The following is a 17,957-nucleotide window of genomic DNA, read 5'->3' as shown; positions in this document are numbered from 1 at the left end:
CCAATTCGCCCGCATCAGTCAAAGGATAAATAGACATTGTCGACAATCGTCTAATAACCTTAAAAGATCGCAGCCTTCGGCAGCTCCTACAGGGCGCACGCAAATCCAATGTAGGAGCTGCCGAAGGCTGCGATCTTTTGATCTTTTATAGACCCGCCCAAGCGCTGGCGCCATAAACCCACCGTGCTAGAATGCCGCCCGCATTTGCTGGCCATTTGTACGGCTTGTCATAAAAAGCTGCCAGGCACACGAAGGGCCTTGCGCAAGTTTTGCCAAGGACCTGAACCGAAAACGGAACGCTGCGCACCAGGATTTATGAGACTCAAGCCCTTCCCCACATTCTTTGCCCTGTTTTGCCTGCCCGGCCTCGCCGCCGCGGGGGAAAAAACCGTGTACGGCCTCAACGAATACGCTTCGCTTGACGGCATCAACCTGGAAGTTGCGGCCAAACTCGACACCGGTGCGAAAACCGCATCGCTGAGTGCCCGCGACATCAAACGCTTTAAACGCAACGGTGAGTCCTGGGTACGTTTCTACCTGGCCATCGACGCCGCGCATTCGCACCCGATCGAACGGCCGCTGGCGCGGGTCAGCAAGATCAAGCGCCGCGCCGGCGATTACGACCCGGAGGAAGGCAAGAAGTACACCGCCCGTCCGGTGATCGAGCTGGATATCTGCATGGGCACGGCGATGCGCAGCATCGAAGTGAACCTGACCGACCGAAGTGCGTTCCAATACCCGCTTTTGATTGGCTCCGAAGCGCTGAAACGCTTTGATGCGCTGGTCGATCCAAGCCTTAAATACGCTGCCGGCAAACCCGCCTGCACCATCGCCGCTCATACCGCCGAGTAATTTCCATGCGTTCTCTAACCTTCCACCTGAAAATCCTGATCACCATTCTGGTGCTCCTGGGCGTTTCGGTTACGGCCTATCAGATTTTCGTGCTCGGCATCCCGGTGACCGAAGACGCCACCGACGACTTGTGGAACATCGACGCCAAGGTCGAGTTCGTCGCCAGCACCAAGGATCCGGTGAAGATCCAGATGTTCGTGCCACCGTTGAGCCGCGATTACGTCAGCCTCAACGAGAGTTTTATCTCCAATAACTACGGCGTCGCCGTGAACCGCGTCGACGGCAACCGCAAGGTCACCTGGTCGGCCCGTCGCGCCAAAGGCAACCAGACGCTGTATTACCGTCTGGTGCTGACCAAGCGTTACACCGCCGAAAAATCCAAGATCAAAGGCCCGACCTTCCGCGACAGCATCGCCATCGAAGGTCCTGAGAAAATCGCCGCCGAAGCCCTGCTCGCGCCGATCCGCCAGCATTCCGCCGACGTCGAAACTTTTATTGGCGAGGCGATCAAACGCGTCAACAACGTCAACGACGACAACGTGAAACTGCTGCTGGCCGGCGATCCGTCGACTGCGCACAAAGCCAAAATCGTTGAACTGCTATTGTCCATCGCCCACGTCCCGGTGGAAAAAGTCCACACCATCCGCCTCGTCGCCGACCAGCCGCAAACCCCTGAACTGTGGCTGCGCAGCTTCAATGGCAACGACTGGCTGTACTTCAACCCGGAAACCGGCGAACAAGGCCTGCCGACCGACCGCCTGCTGTGGTGGACCGGCGATGAAAACCTGATCACCGTCGACGGCGGCAAGAAAGCCAACGTGACCTTCAGCCTGAACAACAGCGAGATGAACGCGATTCGTCTGGCCAAGCTGACCGACGAAAACACCGACGCCAACTTCCTCGAATACTCGCTGTACGGCCTGCCGCTGCAAACTCAGCAGACGTTCATGATCATGGTGATGATCCCGATCGGCGTGCTGGTGATCCTGATTCTGCGCAACCTGATCGGCCTGCAGACACTCGGCACGTTCACCCCGGTGCTGATCGCCCTCGCCTTCCGCGAAACGCAACTGGGCTTCGGCATTCTGCTGTTTACCGTGATCACGGCGCTGGGCCTGTCGTTACGTTCGTATCTGGAACACCTGAAGCTGCAAATGCTGCCGCGACTCTCGGTGGTATTGACCTTTGTCGTGGTGCTGATTGCAGCGATCAGCCTGTTCAGCCATAAGCTCGGCCTGGAACGCGGGCTATCGGTGGCGCTGTTCCCGATGGTGATTCTGACCATGACCATCGAACGTCTGTCGATCACCTGGGAAGAACGCGGCGCCAGCCATGCGATGAAAGTCGCGATCGGCACACTGTTCGCGGCGTCACTCGCGCACCTGATCATGACCGTGCCAGAGCTGGTCTACTTCGTGTTCACCTTCCCGGCGATCCTGCTGATTCTGGTCGGTTTCATGCTGGCGATGGGTCGTTATCGCGGCTACCGCCTGACTGAGCTGGTGCGTTTCAAGGCTTTCCTGAAGAAGGCTGACGCCTGATGTTCGGTTTCTGGAAGACCTGGAAGGCCCTCGAGGCGCGGGGCATCATGGGCATCAATCGGCGTAACGCCGACTACGTGCTCAAGTACAACAAGCGCAGCCTGTACCCGATCGTCGATGACAAGATCATCACCAAGGAGCGCGCCATCGAGGCCGGCATTCACGTGCCGGAGCTGTACGGCGTGATCTCCACCGAGAAGGAAATCGACAAGCTCGACGAGATCATCGGTGGGCGCAACGACTTCGTGATCAAACCGGCCCAAGGCGCTGGCGGTGACGGCATCATCGTGATTGCCGACCGCTTCGAGGGCCGCTATCGCACGGTGTCAGGCAAGATCCTCGCTCATGAAGAGCTGGAGCATCACATCTCGAGCATCCTCACTGGCCTGTATTCGCTCGGCGGCCACCGTGATCGGGCGCTGATCGAATACCGCGTGACCCCGGATCAGATCTTCAAGAGCATCAGCTACGAAGGCGTGCCGGACATCCGCATCATCGTGCTGATGGGCTACCCGGTGATGGCCATGCTGCGCTTGCCGACCCGGCAGTCCGGCGGCAAGGCCAACCTGCACCAAGGCGCCATCGGTGTCGGTGTTGACCTGGCCACGGGTCTGACGCTGCGCGGCACCTGGCTGAACAACATCATTACCAAACACCCCGACACCACCAACGCGGTGGACGGCGTGCAACTGCCCTACTGGGACGGTTTCATGAAACTCGCCGCTGGCTGTTATGAGCTGTGCGGGTTGGGCTATATCGGTGTTGATATGGTGCTTGATCAAGAGAAAGGCCCACTGATTCTCGAGCTGAATGCGCGGCCTGGGCTGAATATTCAGATTGCCAATGATTGTGGGCTGACGTTGCGTACCCATGCCGTCGAGGCGCGCCTGGAAGAGCTGAAGGCGCGTGGGGTGACGGAGACGGTTGAAGAGCGCGTTGCGTTTACTCAGGAAATGTTTGGGCATATTCCTGCTGTGGAAGGCTAAAAGCAGAAGAGCCCCTCAATGATCGTTCCCACGCTCTGCGTGGGAATGCATCCCGTGACGCTCCGCGTCACAGTGGACGCAGAGCGTCCATGGCGGCGTTACCACGCAGAGCGTGGGAACGATCACTCATATCAAGCCGAACCCAAGTTTTGAAAAGCCCCCAATCTGCTCCCTTTCCCCTCGCCCCCTTGGGGGAGAGGGTTGGGGTGAGGGGGGGGTGGCTTTTGACTTTGATCTGGCATCGGAGAGGACTACAATCCCCACCCCGCCTCCACGGCCGATCTGCCCCGCCCATGTTGACCTGTTCCGTACACCCGCTGCCCTACCGTGCCAATCCCGCCGACTACTTCGCGGCCATCCGCAACGCGCCCGGCGCCGTGCTGCTCGACAGTGGCCGGCCGAGTGCCGACCGTGGTCGTTATGACCTGCTCAGCGCCTGGCCGCTGGAACATCTGGCGGTGTTGCCCGACGAAAGCGGCGGCGTATTCCTTCAACGCCTGCGGGATAATCTGACCCGTCTGGGCACGGCTGATTTGCCAAAGGGTTTCGATCTGCCATTCGCTGGCGGTTTGATCGGCTACCTGAGCTACGATTTCGGTCGGCATCTGGAAAACCTGCCGAGCCAGGCGCTGGATGATCTGCAATTGCCGGATGCCCGCTTTGGCCTGTACGACTGGGCGCTGATCAGCGATCACCAGACGTCCAGCAGCCAACTGGTGTTTCATCCATCCGTGATCGATAGCGAGAAACAGCGGCTGATCGCGCTGTTCAGCCAGCCGCTTGTCGAGTCGATGGCGCCGTTCAAACTGAACCAGTCAATGACCGCAGACCTCTCGGCCGACAATTATCGTCAGGCCTTCGAGCGCATCCAGCATTACATTCAGGCAGGCGACTGCTATCAGGTCAACTTCGCTCAGCGCTTTCGCGCTTCATGCCAAGGCGATCCGTGGCTGGCTTATTGCGCATTGCGCGAAGCCTGCCCGACGCCGTTCTCCGGTTTCCAGAGCCTGCCTGATGGCGGTGCCGTTTTGAGTCTGTCGCCAGAGCGCTTCATCAAAGTCAGCGACCGTCAGGTGGAAACCCGGCCGATCAAAGGCACCCGTCCGCGTGGCATGACCCCGACTGAAGATGCCGCGAACGCCGCCGAACTGCTGGCCAGCCCCAAGGATCGTGCAGAAAACCTGATGATCGTCGACCTGCTGCGCAACGACCTCGGGCGCACCTGCCGCATCGGTTCGGTGCGAGTGCCGGAGCTGTTCAGTCTGGAAAGCTACCCGAACGTGCATCACTTGGTCAGTAGCGTCACCGGCGAACTGGCGGATGATCGTGACGCGCTGGATTTGATTGCCGGCAGTTTCCCCGGTGGCTCGATTACCGGCGCGCCGAAGATTCGCGCGATGCAAATCATTGATGAACTGGAGCCGACGCGACGCGGCTTGTATTGCGGGTCGTTGCTGTATCTGGACGTGCGCGGCGAGATGGACAGTTCCATCGCGATTCGCAGTCTGTTGGTCAAGGATGGGCAGGTGTGCTGCTGGGGCGGTGGCGGAATTGTGGCCGATTCGGATTGGCAGGCTGAATATCAGGAGTCGATTACCAAAGTGAAGGTTCTGCTCGAAACCCTGCAGAACCTTTAAAAGCTATCGCGAGCAGGCTCACTCCTACATTTGGAATACGTTCCCTTGTAGGAGTGAGCCTGCTCGCGATGGCGTCTTTTCAGACGACTACAAACTCAAATCTCTGTTAGAAGCCTTAAGGAATTCCTGCTTCAACTCGGCAAAGGTATGCACCGCAGGAAACTGCGGGAACTCACGAATCACATTCTCCGGCGCATGAAACAGAATCCCGGCGTCCGCCTCGCCCAGCATCGTCGTGTCGTTATACGAATCCCCCGCCGCAATCACCCGGTAATACAGGCTCTTGAACGCCAGTACCGACTGGCGCTTCGGATCTTTCTGACGCAACTGATAACTCGTCACCCGCCCGGTTTCGTCAGTAATCAGGCGATGGCAAAGCAAGGTCGGAAAGCCCAGCTGCCGCATCAGCGGCTGCGAGAACTCGTAAAACGTATCCGACAGAATCACCACCTGAAAGCGTTCACGCAGCCAGTTGACGAACTCCACCGCGCCGTCCAGCGGCTTCAGTGTGGCGATCACTTCCTGAATGTCCGACAGCTTCAAACCGTGCTCATCAAGGATGCGCAGGCGCTGCTTCATCAGCACGTCGTAATCGGGAATGTCCCGGGTGGTGGCCTTGAGGGATTCGATTCCGGTTTTTTCAGCGAAGGCGATCCAGATTTCCGGCACCAGTACCCCTTCAAGATCCAGGCAAGCAATTTCCACAAGACACTCCCGTTTGTATTGATTATTTGAGTCGAGCGAGGCCGAACTCTAGCGACTCACATGCAGACGCGCAACGCACAGCACGCCCCCGAGCCGTGCAGCTTTTTGTTACCATCAGCGCCATATAGAGCGCCCAGCGCCACCGACCTGTAGGAAGCCGCCCTGATGAGTGCAACGTTCGACGTCGTGGAACTCGCCACGACCTATGCCAACAAATCCGCGCAAGACATCCTCAAACTCGCGTTCGCCGAGTTCGGCGATGACTTGTGGATATCTTTCAGCGGCGCCGAGGATGTGGTGCTGGTGGACATGGCCTGGAAGCTCAACAAGAACGTCAAGGTGTTCAGCCTCGACACCGGCCGTCTGCACCCGGAGACCTACCGCTTCATCGATCAGGTGCGCGAGCACTACAAGATCGACATCGAACTGGTGTCGCCGGATTACACGAAACTCGAACCGTTCGTGAAGGAAAAAGGCCTGTTCAGTTTCTACAAGGACGGCCACGGCGAATGCTGCGGTATCCGCAAGATCGAGCCGCTGCGCCGAAAATTGTCCACCGTCAAAGCCTGGGCCACCGGCCAGCGCCGCGACCAGAGCCCGGGTACCCGGAGCGCTGTGGCGGTGATGGAAATCGATACCGCGTTCTCCACTCCCGAGCGCACCCTGTACAAGTTCAACCCGTTGGCGCAGATGACCAGCGAAGAGATCTGGGGTTACATCCGCATGCTGGAGCTGCCGTACAACAGCCTGCATGAGCGCGGCTTTATCAGCATCGGCTGCGAACCATGCACCCGCCCTGTCCTGCCGAATCAGCACGAGCGCGAAGGCCGTTGGTGGTGGGAAGAGGCGACGCAGAAAGAGTGCGGGTTGCATGCCGGGAATATCATCAGTAAGTCCAACAGCTAAAAGATCGCAGCCTGCGGCAGCTCCTACAGGTGAGCGCATTCCCGTGTAGGAGCTGCCGCAGGCTGCGATCTTTTGATCTTGAAAAAATGTGTACACACGAATGTCACCATCGGTGCCATTTATGTGTGCACTTTTTTGTTTCCGCGCCCTGAAAAGTTACATCCCTGCCAAAAACGCCTCGCCTCCGCCCGCTATCAAAATCCCCCGCCAAAAATAAATACCTGTTCAATCGGTCAATTTTTAACCAATTATTTTCAGACACTTAGCGCTCATCGATAACTTTTCGAAATGAGCACGGCTGCGCATAGATCAACGACTGGCACAGATCTGGCTTAGGTGCATACATGTTTTGTATACAAAACCGCAAAACATAAAATCACTTTCGATCCGCAAGCCTGAAGCGCCCTATCCCGTACAGGCTGCAGATGCCCCGTAACCAGTGATGCTTTCACTGCCGCGACGAAGATTTGTCGAGCCTGACGGCTCATGCACAGTCATCGCGGCCCTGAACATCAGGAGCCTGCCGGAATGCGTACAAGTCTCTCCAACAACATCGCGCTGAATCTGCCCGCCGCTGCTCTCGATCAACCGTTGCCGAACGACGGCCTGATCGAGCCGTTACAACTCAGTCCCCGTTTGCACAACAGCGATCTGGCGCCAACCAAGGCCGAAGGTCGACGCTGGGGCAAATACAGCATCTTTGCCCTGTGGACCAACGATGTGCACAACATCGCCAACTACTCGTTCGCCATCGGTCTGTACGCCTTGGGCCTGGGGGGCTGGCAAATTCTGCTGTCGCTGGGGATCGGCGCGGCGCTGGTGTATGTCTTCATGAACCTGTCCGGTTACATGGGGCAGAAAACCGGGGTACCGTTTCCGGTGATCAGCCGGATCAGTTTCGGCATCCATGGCGCGCAAATTCCTGCACTGATCCGCGCGGTTATCGCCATCGCCTGGTTCGGCATTCAGACGTACCTGGCGTCAGTGGTGTTTCGCGTATTGCTCACTGCAATCCATCCCGGATTCGCTGAATACGACCACGACTCGATTCTTGGTCTGTCGTCGCTGGGTTGGGTGTGCTTCGTGGCGATCTGGTTCGTACAACTGGCGATCCTCGCCTACGGCATGGAAATGGTCCGCCGTTACGAAGCGTTTGCCGGGCCAGTGATTCTGCTGACCGTTGCCGCCCTCGCCGCGTGGATGTACTTCCAGGCCAACGCGACCATTGCCTGGTCGATCCGCGAACCGCTGACCGGTGGCGAGATGTGGCGCAACATCTTTGCCGGCGGCGCACTGTGGCTGGCGATCTACGGCACGTTGATTCTCAATTTCTGCGACTTCGCCCGCTCATCACCGTGCCGCAAGACCATCAAGGTCGGAAACTTCTGGGGCTTGCCGGTGAATATTCTGGTGTTCGCGGCGATCACCGTGCTGCTGTGCGGTGCGCAATTCCAGATCAATGGCCGGATCATTGAAAGCCCGACCGAGATCATCGCTTCGATTCCCAACACCTTTTTCCTGGTGCTCGGTTGCCTGGCATTCCTGATCGTTACCGTCGCGGTGAACATCATGGCCAACTTCGTCGCCCCGGCCTTCGTGTTGAGCAACCTGGCGCCGAAGTACCTGACCTTCCGCCGCGCCGGACTGATCAGCGCGACCATCGCCGTGTTGATCCTGCCGTGGAATCTCTACAACAGCCCGCTGGTGATCGTGTACTTCCTGTCTGGCCTCGGCGCCCTGCTCGGCCCGCTGTACGGGGTGATCATGGTCGACTATTGGCTGATCCGCAAAGGCCGGATCAACGTCCCGCAGCTCTACAGCGAAGATCCCGACGGCGCTTATTACTACAGCCGTGGGGTGAATTTACGTGCGGTGGCGGCGTTTATTCCTGCGGCACTGATCGCCATCGTCCTGGCGCTCGTGCCGGGTTTCCACAGCGTCTCGCCGTTCTCCTGGCTGATCGGCGCCGGGATCGCCGGAATGCTCTACCTGATCATTGCCAAACGCCAAGCGCACTACGCCGACATCAGCGGCGAATCGATCGCTGTCGACAACGTCTGCCATTAATTCCCTCGCGGCCCGGACTTCGGGCCGCCGAACTGCCCGCTATAAGGATTTCCCCATGCGTATTCTCGTGGTCAACGTCAACACCACCGAATCCATCACCGAGGCCATTGCCCGCTCGGCGCAGGCTGTCGCCTCGCCCGGCACTGAAATCGTCGGTTTGACCCCGTACTTCGGTGCCGACTCGATTGAAGGCAATTTCGAAAGCTATCTGGCGGCCATCGCGGTGATGGATCGGGTGATGTCCTACGATCAGCCGTTCGACGCGGTGATTCAGGCCGGTTACGGCGAGCATGGCCGCGAAGGCCTGCAGGAATTGCTCAATGTGCCGGTGGTGGATATCACCGATGCGGCGGCGAGCACGGCGATGTTTCTCGGCCACGCCTATTCGGTGGTGACCACGCTGGATCGCACCGTACCGCTGATCGAAGATCGGCTGAAACTCTCCGGCCTGTGGGATCGTTGTGCGTCGGTACGGGCCAGTGGTCTGGCCGTTCTGGAGCTGGAACACGAGCCACAGCGAGCCTTGGAAGCCATCGTGCATCAGGCAGAACTGGCGGTGACGCAGGACAAAGCCGAGGTGATCTGCCTGGGTTGCGGCGGCATGGCCGGGCTGGATGAGCAGATTCGTCGGCGCACTGGCGTGCCGGTGGTGGATGGCGTGACGGCGGCGGTAACGATTGCGGAATCACTGGTGCGCTTGCGCTTGTCGACGTCGAAAGTGCGAACGTATGCAACACCCCGACCGAAGAACATCATTGGCTGGCCAGGGCGGTTTGCCCGCTAAGCTCATCATCGGAAATCGAGTCGCCCCATTCGCGAGCAAGCTCGCTCCCACATTTGGAATGCATTTCCCTGTGGGAGCGAGCCTGCTCGCGAAGGCCTTCACCTTGTTCCCAGGCCTTGCTCAAATCGCACTAAAGCGCCGCGCCAATCCCTGTTCCGCAAATTGTTCAATCACATAATCGACAAACGCCCGCGTCTTGCCCGGCAACAATTTGTGTTCGGCGTAATAGATGGAGATGTTGCCATCATCGACGAACCAGTCCGGCAATACCCGCTGCAACGTACCCGCCTGCAGATACCCCACCGCAAACGGCATGCTCACCAGCGCAATCCCCAAGCCCTGCGCTGCTGTCGCACACGCGGCGTCGGAATCGCTCATGGTCATCCGGACCTTGAGCATCAACTGACTGTGCTGCTGATCGCGGTGCGTCAATTGCCATGAACGCACACGCCCGGTTTGCGGTGAGCGAATCAGAATTCCGTCGTGCTGCTTGAGATCGTCCGGATGAGTGATCGCAGGATTGCCGTTCAGATAATCCTGCGAAGCGACCAACACCCGATGCGCTGGCGTCAATCTGCGCGCCACCACACCTTGTGGCAGCTCAAAGCCGCCGCCAATCGCCGCATCAAAGCCCTGCCCGATCAGATCGACCTGACGATTATCGAAATGCCAGTCCGGATTGATCGCCGGGAAGCGCCGCAGAAACTCGCCGAGCAACGGCACTATATAAAGGCGCCCGAATACCGTGCCCATGCTGACTTTCAAGGTGCCGATCGGCTGCCCTTCGGCACTGGCCAGATTGGCCACGGCATTCTGGATCGTGGTCAGACTGGCACTGACTTCACTCAAAAACAGCTGCCCCGCCTCGGTCAGCGTCAGACTGCGGGTGCTGCGCTGAAACAGCCGCACACCCAGCCGAGCCTCAAGCTTTGCGACACTTTTGCCAACCGCTGCCGGGGTCAGGCTCAAGCGCCGCGCCGCCTCGGCAAAGCTACCGACCTCAGCACTACGGACAAAGCATTCGATACTGCTGAAGGTTTCCATGGCCACCACTATAAACTTTTGGTTTACACAGACTATAGCAATCAGGGTCTACACGGTTGTGGATCAGAGGCCGATACTCGGCTCCAACAACAAGGCATCCCGCCTTGAATAGTCTGGAGATCGAACATGACCACTCAACACCTCAGCGGCAAAGTCGCTCTGATTCAAGGCGGTTCCCGTGGTATCGGCGCTGCCATCGTCAAACGCCTGGCCGCTGAAGGCGCTGCAGTAGCCTTCACTTACGTCAGCTCCACCGCCAAAGCCGAAGAGTTACAGAACAGCATCACCGCCAGCGGCGGCAAAGCCCTGGCGATCAAGGCCGACAGCGCCGACGCCGCAGCGATCCGCCACGCCGTCAGCACCACGGTCGAAGCCTTTGGCCGTCTCGACATCCTGGTCAACAACGCTGGTGTGCTGGCTGTCGCTCCGCTGGAAGATTTCACCCTGGAAGATTTCGACCAGACCCTGGCCATCAACGTGCGCAGCGTATTCATCGCCTCGCAAGAAGCCGCCAAGCACATGGGCGAAGGTTCGCGCATCATCAACATCGGCAGCACCAACGCCGACCGCATGCCCTTCGCCGGTGGCGGTGTGTACGCCATGAGCAAATCGGCGCTGGTCGGTTTGACCAAAGGTCTGGCCCGCGACCTCGGCCCGCGCGGCATCACCATCAACAACGTCCAGCCTGGCCCGGTCGACACAGACATGAACCCGGCGCACGGTGACTTCGCCGAAAGCCTCATTCCGTTGATGGCCGTCGGTCGTTACGGTAAAGCCGAAGAAATCGCCAGTTTCGTCGCCTATCTGGCAGGCCCGGAAGCCGGTTACATCACCGGTGCCAGCCTGACCATTGACGGTGGTTTCGGCGCCTGATTTATCTGAGTCGACTGAACGAAAAACGCCGCCCCTCTTTTTACAGAGGGGCGGCGTTTTTTTGTCTCAGATGTTTACGCCCATTCCAGCGCCGGCAAACCACAGGCACTCGGCGTGAACGCTTTCAGGGTACGAAGAATCCCGTCAGCGTGTGCGTACTTTTCATCGGCCATGGCGGCATCGGGGATGGCGATGGCCGTCATGCCTGCGGCTTTCGCTGCGGTCACGCCAAACGGCGAATCCTCGAACACCAGGCAGTCCTCAGGTGCCACACCCAGACGGCGAGCAGCGGTCAGGAAGATATCCGGCGCCGGTTTCGCCGCGCCGACTTCCGGATCGTCCGCCGTGACAATGAAGTCGAACAGCGCGAACCAGTCGCGGTGCAGCGTGGTTTTTTGTCCGAACGATTGCCGCGACGAACTGGTGCCGACGGCGATGGGGATGTTGTGCGCCTTGAGGTGGCGAATCAGTTCCTCGGCACCCGGCATCGCTTGCGCTGTGGGAAAACGCTCGCGCATCAATGGTTCGCGGATCACCAGAAACTCTTCGGCGGTGATCGGCAGATCCAGCGCCTGCACCACGTAGTTCGCCAGATCATTGGCTCCGCGGCCAATGATGTTCTGCTTGACGCTCCAGTCGAAGGTGCGCCCGTAGCGCTGGGCAATCAGCGAGGTGACTTCCGTGTAAATGCCCTCGGTGTCCAGCAGCAAACCGTCCATATCGAAAATCACGGCCTTGATCGGGCCGAACGCCTTCAGCGGTGCATTCATCATCGGATCCGTTAACAAAGACATCCCAGGCGGCAGGTGATGCCGCTGCTCGGATCTGATTAAAGGGTTCAGCAGCATAACGATCGCGACAGACATTGAGCAACGGGCAATATTTGTTGGGCGATGAACTACTCGCAAACATTTAGCGAAACATCCTACAGACATCACCTACTCGCCCGACTTCTTTCCTGATTGATCCCCCGCAATGTCCCCGCACCTTTTTGATGTGCGCGAGAGACTGCGAATGCTTCCAACCGATCGGCTGCTGGCCCTGAACAACAGCATCGGCCTGCTCGTTGTTGCTGCTTTGAATCCCGACGAACCGGACTTCGAACACCTGATCCGCGAATTCCGCCTGTGTCTGAACAACTACGACGCCTGGGCCGAGCAGTTCTGGACAGGCACCGCGCTGGATGTCGAGCAGGTGTTCACCGTCGGCAATGACGTGCGCCTCAGCGCGCCGATCAAGTCACGCCAGCCGCTCAGTTCATCGGTGGCCATGTGCTCGGCCAGCGGGGCGTTGACGCTGGTGCACATGTTCGAGGCCGCGAGATTTGTGCCGATTGGCAACACGCCGGTGACGCTCGAACCGGTGCTTGCCGATGTCGGCGGCGTGCTGACTTTCGGCGAAGCGCTGCATTACACCATCGGCCCCAGCGGCATTCTGCAAGTGACCGACTGCGATCGGGGCCAGCGTTATCGCATCACCTTCTTTCCCGATGTGTCCACCGACCATGTGCGTGCTCTGTATGCCTCTTATGAGGGTGTCACTGCAGGCCTGGAAGGCTGGCTGCGCGCTGAATGGGCCGGGTTTCAGCCGCAGTGGACGGAGTTTTCCAGCGCCGGGTTTTTTGACCGGTACGGTCAGTTGCAACAAGCCGATTGGCGTGGGTTCGAGCAAGCCCTGAATGGTGTCTGGGACGACATCAAACAGGTATTCGCCCTGCTCGCCGACTTGCAGGCCAACAGTGAAAAATTGCTGGAATACCTTAGCGAGACCGAGCTTGAGGCGTTATTGAATGCCTCCAGCGAGGCCATCGCCGACGGCCTGTTGATCCTCAGTGACGAACCGCTGCTGTTTATTCATCTGGCCGCGTTTACCAGTTGGCTGAAGATGCTACCGCCGCAGTATCTGGCCGAAGTGGTGGCCGAGGTTCGGGCCGAACTGCTGGTCAGTTTTCTGCTGATGGGGTTGTCGGGTGGCGTCGGTGTGCCGGTGCGCCTCAGCAGCAAGGTGCTGGCGAAGATCAAGTCGCCGCGCGCGCGCGAGTGGCTGGCGGCTTCGGCGTTGCGCCTGGCTGAGCTGACGTCCTCGGCGGATTTGACGCGGCATGCCAGCGTTTTGAAGCCGCTGATGCTCAATGTGCGTGACGTTGAGTTGAAACCGACACCGGCGATACCGCTGAACATTCGTCAGGCCGATTCGCTGGTGTTGACGGTGCCGAATCCGGCGCCTGTTGTGCGGGACAAGTCTGGCGGTTCGAGCCGGTTGCAACGGCATGAGCCTCACGACGATTCGCCGGATCAGGCGAAAAATCCCAACGGCGACAGCGCCGATTGCGTGCCCTTCACCTGCACCAACGGTTGTCCGGTGTCGATGGTCACCGGTGAGGAACTGCTGACCCTGAACGATGCGGTGCTCGATGGCGTGTTGCCGTTTGAGTTCACGCGGTTGTATCGCAGTAGTGCGGCGGAGATCGATGTCGGGCTGGGGTTTGGCTGGAGCCATTCGCTGGCGCATCGGCTGGAGTTTGCCGGCGACTTTGTGGTCTGGGTCGACCATGAAAACCGGCGCACTCGCTTTCCGTTGCCGAGCGTTGAACGACCGGCGATTCACAACAGCCTGTCGCGGGCGGCGATCTTTCTGGGCGATGAGCCGGAGGAACTGATCCTTGCGCTGGCCGGGGAAACGGCGCGGTTTTATCACTTTCGCGCGGGACGGCTGACGGCGATCAGCGATGCCTATGGCAATCGTCTGGCGGTGCAGCGCGATCGGTCTGACCGGGTGCAGCGCCTGGACAACGGCGCCGGGCGTTCGCTGTTGTTGCGCTATGACCGCGCGCAGTTGCTGGGTGTGGATTACCAGGTGTTTCGCGACGGTGCCTGGGGCACTGAACAAGCGCTGGTCAGTTACCGCTACGACGCTTATCAGCACCTGATCGAAGCGACCAACGCCGTCGGTGACAGCGAGCGTTACGACTACGACGACGCTCACGTGATTCTGCAGCGGCAACTGGCCGGCGGCGCGAGTTTCTTTTGGGAGTGGGAACGGTCGGGCAAGGCTGCCCGCTGCGTGCGCCACTGGGCGTCGTTTTCACAGATGGACACGCGCTACGTCTGGAACGACGACGGCAGTGTGGCGGTGCATTACGTCGATGGCACTGAAGAGGTTTACGTCCACGACGAGCGTGCGCGGCTTGTGCGTAAAGTCTCGGCGGATGGTAGCGAGCAGCTCAAGGCGTATGACTCCTCGGGGCGCTTGATCGCCGAGCAGGATGCCTTGGGCGCTGTCACTGAATACCGCTACGACGAGGTCGGACGGCTAGTGGCGCTGATTCCACCGGCTGACGCGCCAACGTCCTACGAGTATCGCAACGGTTTCCTGCATAAACGCTCTCGCGGTGACGCGGTATGGATGTACCGGCGCAATGCCGAGGGTGACGTCACCGAAGCAGTCGACCCCGATGGTCAGGTCACCCATTACTACTACGACACCCGTGGCCAGTTGCTGTCGATCCGCTACCCGGACAGTAGCCGCCATCGACTGGTCTGGAACAGCCTCGGCCAGTTGACCGAGGAAACCCTGCCCGACGGCGGCGTGCGGCGTTTTTCCTACGACGCGCTGGGGCGACGGATCACCACCGCCGACGAACACGGCGCGGTCACCCGTCAGCATTGGGACGCCGTTGGCCGACTGATCCAGACGACATTTCCTACCGGCAGCACCCGCGCCTACAGCTACGGCGCCTACGGCCAGGTCACCGCCGAGCGCGATGAACTCGGGCGCATCACCCGCTACGAATACGACGACGATCTGCACCTGGTCTCGCGGCGGATCAACCCCGACGGCACGCAGGTGCAGTACCGCTATGACCATGCGCAACTGCTGCTCACCGAGATCGAGAACGAATCCGGGGAAAAGTACCGGCTGGACTACACGTCCACCGGGCTGATTCGTCAGGAAAGCGGTTTTGACGGCCGCCGTACCGCGTACGCCTACGACCTCAATGGGCATCTGCTGGAAAAGACCGAGTTTGGTGATGACGGCTCGCAGCTGGTTACTGGGTATAAACGCGATGCCGCCGGGCGTCTTCTGCTCAAAACCCTGCCCGATGGGATCAAGGTCTCCTACCAATACGACCGCCTCGGACGTTTGATCGGTGTCGACGACGGCCAGCAACATCCGCTGGCCTTCGAGTACGACCGCCAGGACCGGCTGATCACCGAGCATCAGGGCTGGGGCACCCTGCGTTACCGCTACGACGCCTGCGGTCAGCTCAAGCGCATGCGCCTGCCGGACAACAGCCTGCTCGACTACCACCACGCCAAGGGTGGCGCGCTGACCGGCATCGACCTCAACGGCGCGCCGCTGACCCGTCATGTCTACCAGGCCGGGCGCGAACAACAACGTCAGCAGGGCCTGCTGCTCAGCGAATATACCTACGACGATCAAGGACGATTGCTCGCCCACGCCGTAGGCCATCAGCGTGATGCGTTGTACCGCCGCGATTATGCCTACAACGCCAACGGCAATCTCGCGCACATCGCCGATAGCCGCCACGGCCAACGCACCTACGGCTACGACGCCCTCGATCGCCTCATCCGCGTACGCCACTCACGCGACGAACTGCCGGAAAGCTTCGCCCACGACCCGGCCGGCAACCTGCTGATGCAGGACCGCCCCGGCCCGAGCCAGATCCAGGGCAACCGCCTGCTGATGCAGGGCGACCGCCACTACGACTACGACGCCTTCGGCAACCTGATCCGCGAACGTCGTGGCCGCGGCCAGACACTCGTCACCGAATACCGCTACGACAGCCAACACCGCCTGATCGGCATGACTCGCCCCGACGGCCAAACCGCCAGTTACCGCTACGACGCCTTCGGCCGACGCATCAGCAAAACCGTCGGCGACGACACCATCGAGTTCTTCTGGCAAGGCGACCACCTCGTCGCCGAAAGCAGCGAAAACGAATACCGCAGCTACGTCTACGAACCCGGCACCTTCCGCCCGCTCGCGCTGCTCGACGGCAAAGGCCCGAAAAAAGCCTGCCCGTTCTATTACCAACTCGACCACCTCGGCACCCCGCAAGAACTCACCGACTACAGCGGCGACATCGTCTGGTCAGCGCAATACGACGCCTACGGCAAAGTCGCCGCACTGACCCTCGCCGGCGAGGACTACCTGAACCAGCCGCTGCGCTTTCAGGGGCAGTACTTCGATACGGAAAGCGGGCTGCATTACAACCGACACCGGTACTACGACCCGCGGCTGGGACGGTATCTGACGCCGGATCCCATCAAGTTGGCGGGTGGCTTGAATCAGTACCAGTACGTACCGAATCCGACGGGGTGGGTGGATCCGTTGGGGTTGAGTTCCAACTGTCCGCCGCCGAATAAGCCTGGGTGTGAGGTGCCGGGTGGAAGTGACGGGATTACGGTTGATGAAGGAGAGCCAAACCTACCGGCCATCGCTCACAATATAGATCCAAAAACTTTGAAGCGAATACATACAATAGAGGGAAAGACTTCAACCAAGAAAGTCGAGGATTATAAAAATAAAATGCGCAACGGATACGATCCAGTAGATCCCATCGATGTCATAGAACATGACGGCAACCTGTATATTCTTGACGGACACCATCGCGCAGCAGCCGCACGGCAAACCTCAATAAATGTGACAATCAAACTCATAACCGACCTTATAAAATACGACAGAACTCTAAACAGTATTGAAGATGTAATAGATTCAGCAAACAACGTAGGTTTAGACAGATTGGAGCATCGGAGAAGAAGATGAGCGATCAAAATGAAACTTTGGACATCCTGATAAATGACTTTATCTCCATGGTGGAGTCCAGCACGCTGATATTTGAGCGCAAATTTGGCACTCGAGACATTCGAAGGCTTTGGCGCACCAAGGCAATAAAGCGATGCGGGAGAGTTACTCGTGGCGTTAAATATGAATTGCACGGTATTGGCTGCCGCATCAATTTATCGACAGGAAGCGTAGATTTCGACTATGGCCCTAACGGTGAAATCAATGGATTTGATACTTGGCGCCTATACAACTTTGCCTGTGAAAGACCCTCTAAACATAGAAAATATTGCGATGAAGAAACCATAAAAAAAGAACTCAAAGAATATATAGAGCTAAAAAAAATCAAAAAAATGTCAGGCATAAGTAACCTGTATGTATTGGCTGACTCAAAAGAAACCGATTAGACTCGACCACCAAAAGGGCCTGTTCACTCAGGCCCTTAAAACCAATTCCAGACTTTCAACCTAACCTATTCCCCTCACTGCTCATCCTCATCCTCTTCATACTCCATATCTGCCTCATCCGAATCATTCAACGGCACTGTCGCATCATCCATCAACGACCCCGGATCCTCATTCCCCGGATCATTGATAAACGGCAGTCCACTAGAACCTTTCTCTTCCTTGCCTTCGGTTTCGGGAGTCATGGCAAACCTCGTCATTTCAGGGAGTGTATGACGTTCGAAAAGCCCTACAGCCAATCGTTCCGAAGTCCGACGAGCAAATACAAAAAACCCGGCAAAATGCCGGGT

The 17,957-nt window shown here is 58.7% G+C and carries 14 protein-coding genes; 10 read left to right on the top strand and 4 right to left on the bottom strand.

Features of this window, described 5'->3' with window-relative positions; genetic code table 11:
• Positions 1 to 315: 315 nt before the first annotated feature.
• The 4 genes from rloA to pabB all read left to right on the top strand — a co-directional run bounded on the left by rloA (position 316) and on the right by pabB (position 5,016).
• Positions 316 to 852, top strand: coding sequence for a retropepsin-like aspartic peptidase RloA (rloA, locus tag H8F23_RS12290; protein WP_053116866.1), 537 nt, complete (start codon positions 316 to 318; stop codon positions 850 to 852).
• A 5-nt stretch (positions 853 to 857) separates the two neighbouring features.
• On the top strand, positions 858 to 2,393 hold the full coding sequence (rloB, locus tag H8F23_RS12285) for an osmotic stress tolerance membrane protein RloB (protein WP_194934535.1): 1,536 nt from the start codon (positions 858 to 860) through the stop codon (positions 2,391 to 2,393).
• Positions 2,393 to 3,379 carry an alpha-L-glutamate ligase-like protein gene (locus H8F23_RS12280; RefSeq protein WP_160057043.1) on the top strand — a complete coding sequence of 329 codons (987 nt, stop codon included), beginning with the start codon at positions 2,393 to 2,395 and terminating at the stop codon, positions 3,377 to 3,379. Before rloB ends, H8F23_RS12280 begins: the two co-directional genes overlap by 1 nt.
• Before the next feature lie 293 nt (positions 3,380 to 3,672).
• Positions 3,673 to 5,016, top strand: coding sequence for an aminodeoxychorismate synthase component I (gene pabB / locus H8F23_RS12275; RefSeq protein ID WP_194934534.1), 1,344 nt, complete (start codon positions 3,673 to 3,675; stop codon positions 5,014 to 5,016).
• Positions 5,017 to 5,103: 87 nt separating this feature from the next.
• On the opposite strand, the gene thrH is transcribed toward pabB, so the two are convergent.
• Positions 5,104 to 5,721: a bifunctional phosphoserine phosphatase/homoserine phosphotransferase ThrH gene (gene thrH, locus H8F23_RS12270; RefSeq protein ID WP_007916444.1), complete on the bottom strand. Its 618-nt coding sequence runs from the start codon at positions 5,719 to 5,721 to the stop codon at positions 5,104 to 5,106.
• A 165-nt stretch (positions 5,722 to 5,886) separates the two neighbouring features.
• On the opposite strand from thrH, the gene H8F23_RS12265 reads away from it, so the two are divergent.
• From H8F23_RS12265 to H8F23_RS12255, 3 genes are all read left to right on the top strand, one after another.
• On the top strand, positions 5,887 to 6,627 hold the full coding sequence (locus H8F23_RS12265; RefSeq protein ID WP_194934533.1) for a phosphoadenylyl-sulfate reductase: 741 nt from the start codon (positions 5,887 to 5,889) through the stop codon (positions 6,625 to 6,627).
• A 528-nt stretch (positions 6,628 to 7,155) separates the two neighbouring features.
• Positions 7,156 to 8,694, top strand: a complete 1,539-nt coding sequence (locus H8F23_RS12260; protein WP_194934532.1) for an NCS1 family nucleobase:cation symporter-1 — start codon at positions 7,156 to 7,158, stop codon at positions 8,692 to 8,694.
• Positions 8,695 to 8,749: 55 nt separating this feature from the next.
• A complete protein-coding gene (locus tag H8F23_RS12255) occupies positions 8,750 to 9,478 on the top strand; it encodes an aspartate/glutamate racemase family protein (protein ID WP_007916448.1) in 729 nt (242 codons plus the stop codon).
• Between the two features lie 120 nt (positions 9,479 to 9,598).
• On the opposite strand, the gene H8F23_RS12250 is transcribed toward H8F23_RS12255, so the two are convergent.
• Entirely contained in the window at positions 9,599 to 10,522 is a 924-nt protein-coding gene (locus H8F23_RS12250; RefSeq protein WP_194934531.1) for a LysR family transcriptional regulator, read from the bottom strand.
• A gap of 126 nt (positions 10,523 to 10,648) precedes the next feature.
• Here H8F23_RS12250 and H8F23_RS12245 point away from each other — a divergent pair, with 126 nt between their 5' ends.
• Positions 10,649 to 11,395 (top strand): 3-oxoacyl-ACP reductase family protein, encoded by a 747-nt coding sequence (locus H8F23_RS12245; protein WP_194934530.1) that lies wholly within the window; start codon positions 10,649 to 10,651, stop codon positions 11,393 to 11,395.
• A gap of 74 nt (positions 11,396 to 11,469) precedes the next feature.
• Here H8F23_RS12245 and H8F23_RS12240 read toward each other — a convergent pair whose 3' ends face one another.
• On the bottom strand, positions 11,470 to 12,165 hold the full coding sequence (locus H8F23_RS12240; protein ID WP_026000652.1) for an HAD-IA family hydrolase: 696 nt from the start codon (positions 12,163 to 12,165) through the stop codon (positions 11,470 to 11,472).
• 244 nt (positions 12,166 to 12,409) lie between these two features.
• Between H8F23_RS12240 and H8F23_RS29290 the strand changes: the two genes are divergently transcribed.
• Positions 12,410 to 17,185, top strand: a complete 4,776-nt coding sequence (locus H8F23_RS29290; protein WP_194934529.1) for an RHS repeat-associated core domain-containing protein — start codon at positions 12,410 to 12,412, stop codon at positions 17,183 to 17,185.
• The gene (locus tag H8F23_RS12230; RefSeq protein WP_194934528.1) at positions 17,182 to 17,610 is read left to right on the top strand and encodes a DUF6896 domain-containing protein; all 429 of its coding nucleotides are present in this window, start codon (positions 17,182 to 17,184) and stop codon (positions 17,608 to 17,610) included. Before H8F23_RS29290 ends, H8F23_RS12230 begins: the two co-directional genes overlap by 4 nt.
• 74 nt (positions 17,611 to 17,684) lie before the next feature.
• On the opposite strand, the gene H8F23_RS12225 is transcribed toward H8F23_RS12230, so the two are convergent.
• Positions 17,685 to 17,852: a hypothetical protein gene (locus H8F23_RS12225; protein ID WP_007914082.1), complete on the bottom strand. Its 168-nt coding sequence runs from the start codon at positions 17,850 to 17,852 to the stop codon at positions 17,685 to 17,687.
• Positions 17,853 to 17,957 lie beyond the last annotated feature (105 nt).

This window comes from Pseudomonas neuropathica (genome assembly GCF_015461835.1).
Lineage (GTDB): Bacteria > Pseudomonadota > Gammaproteobacteria > Pseudomonadales > Pseudomonadaceae > Aquipseudomonas > Aquipseudomonas neuropathica.
Note: the sequence above shows the minus strand (reverse complement) of the source record. Positions and strands in the feature narration are given on the sequence as shown.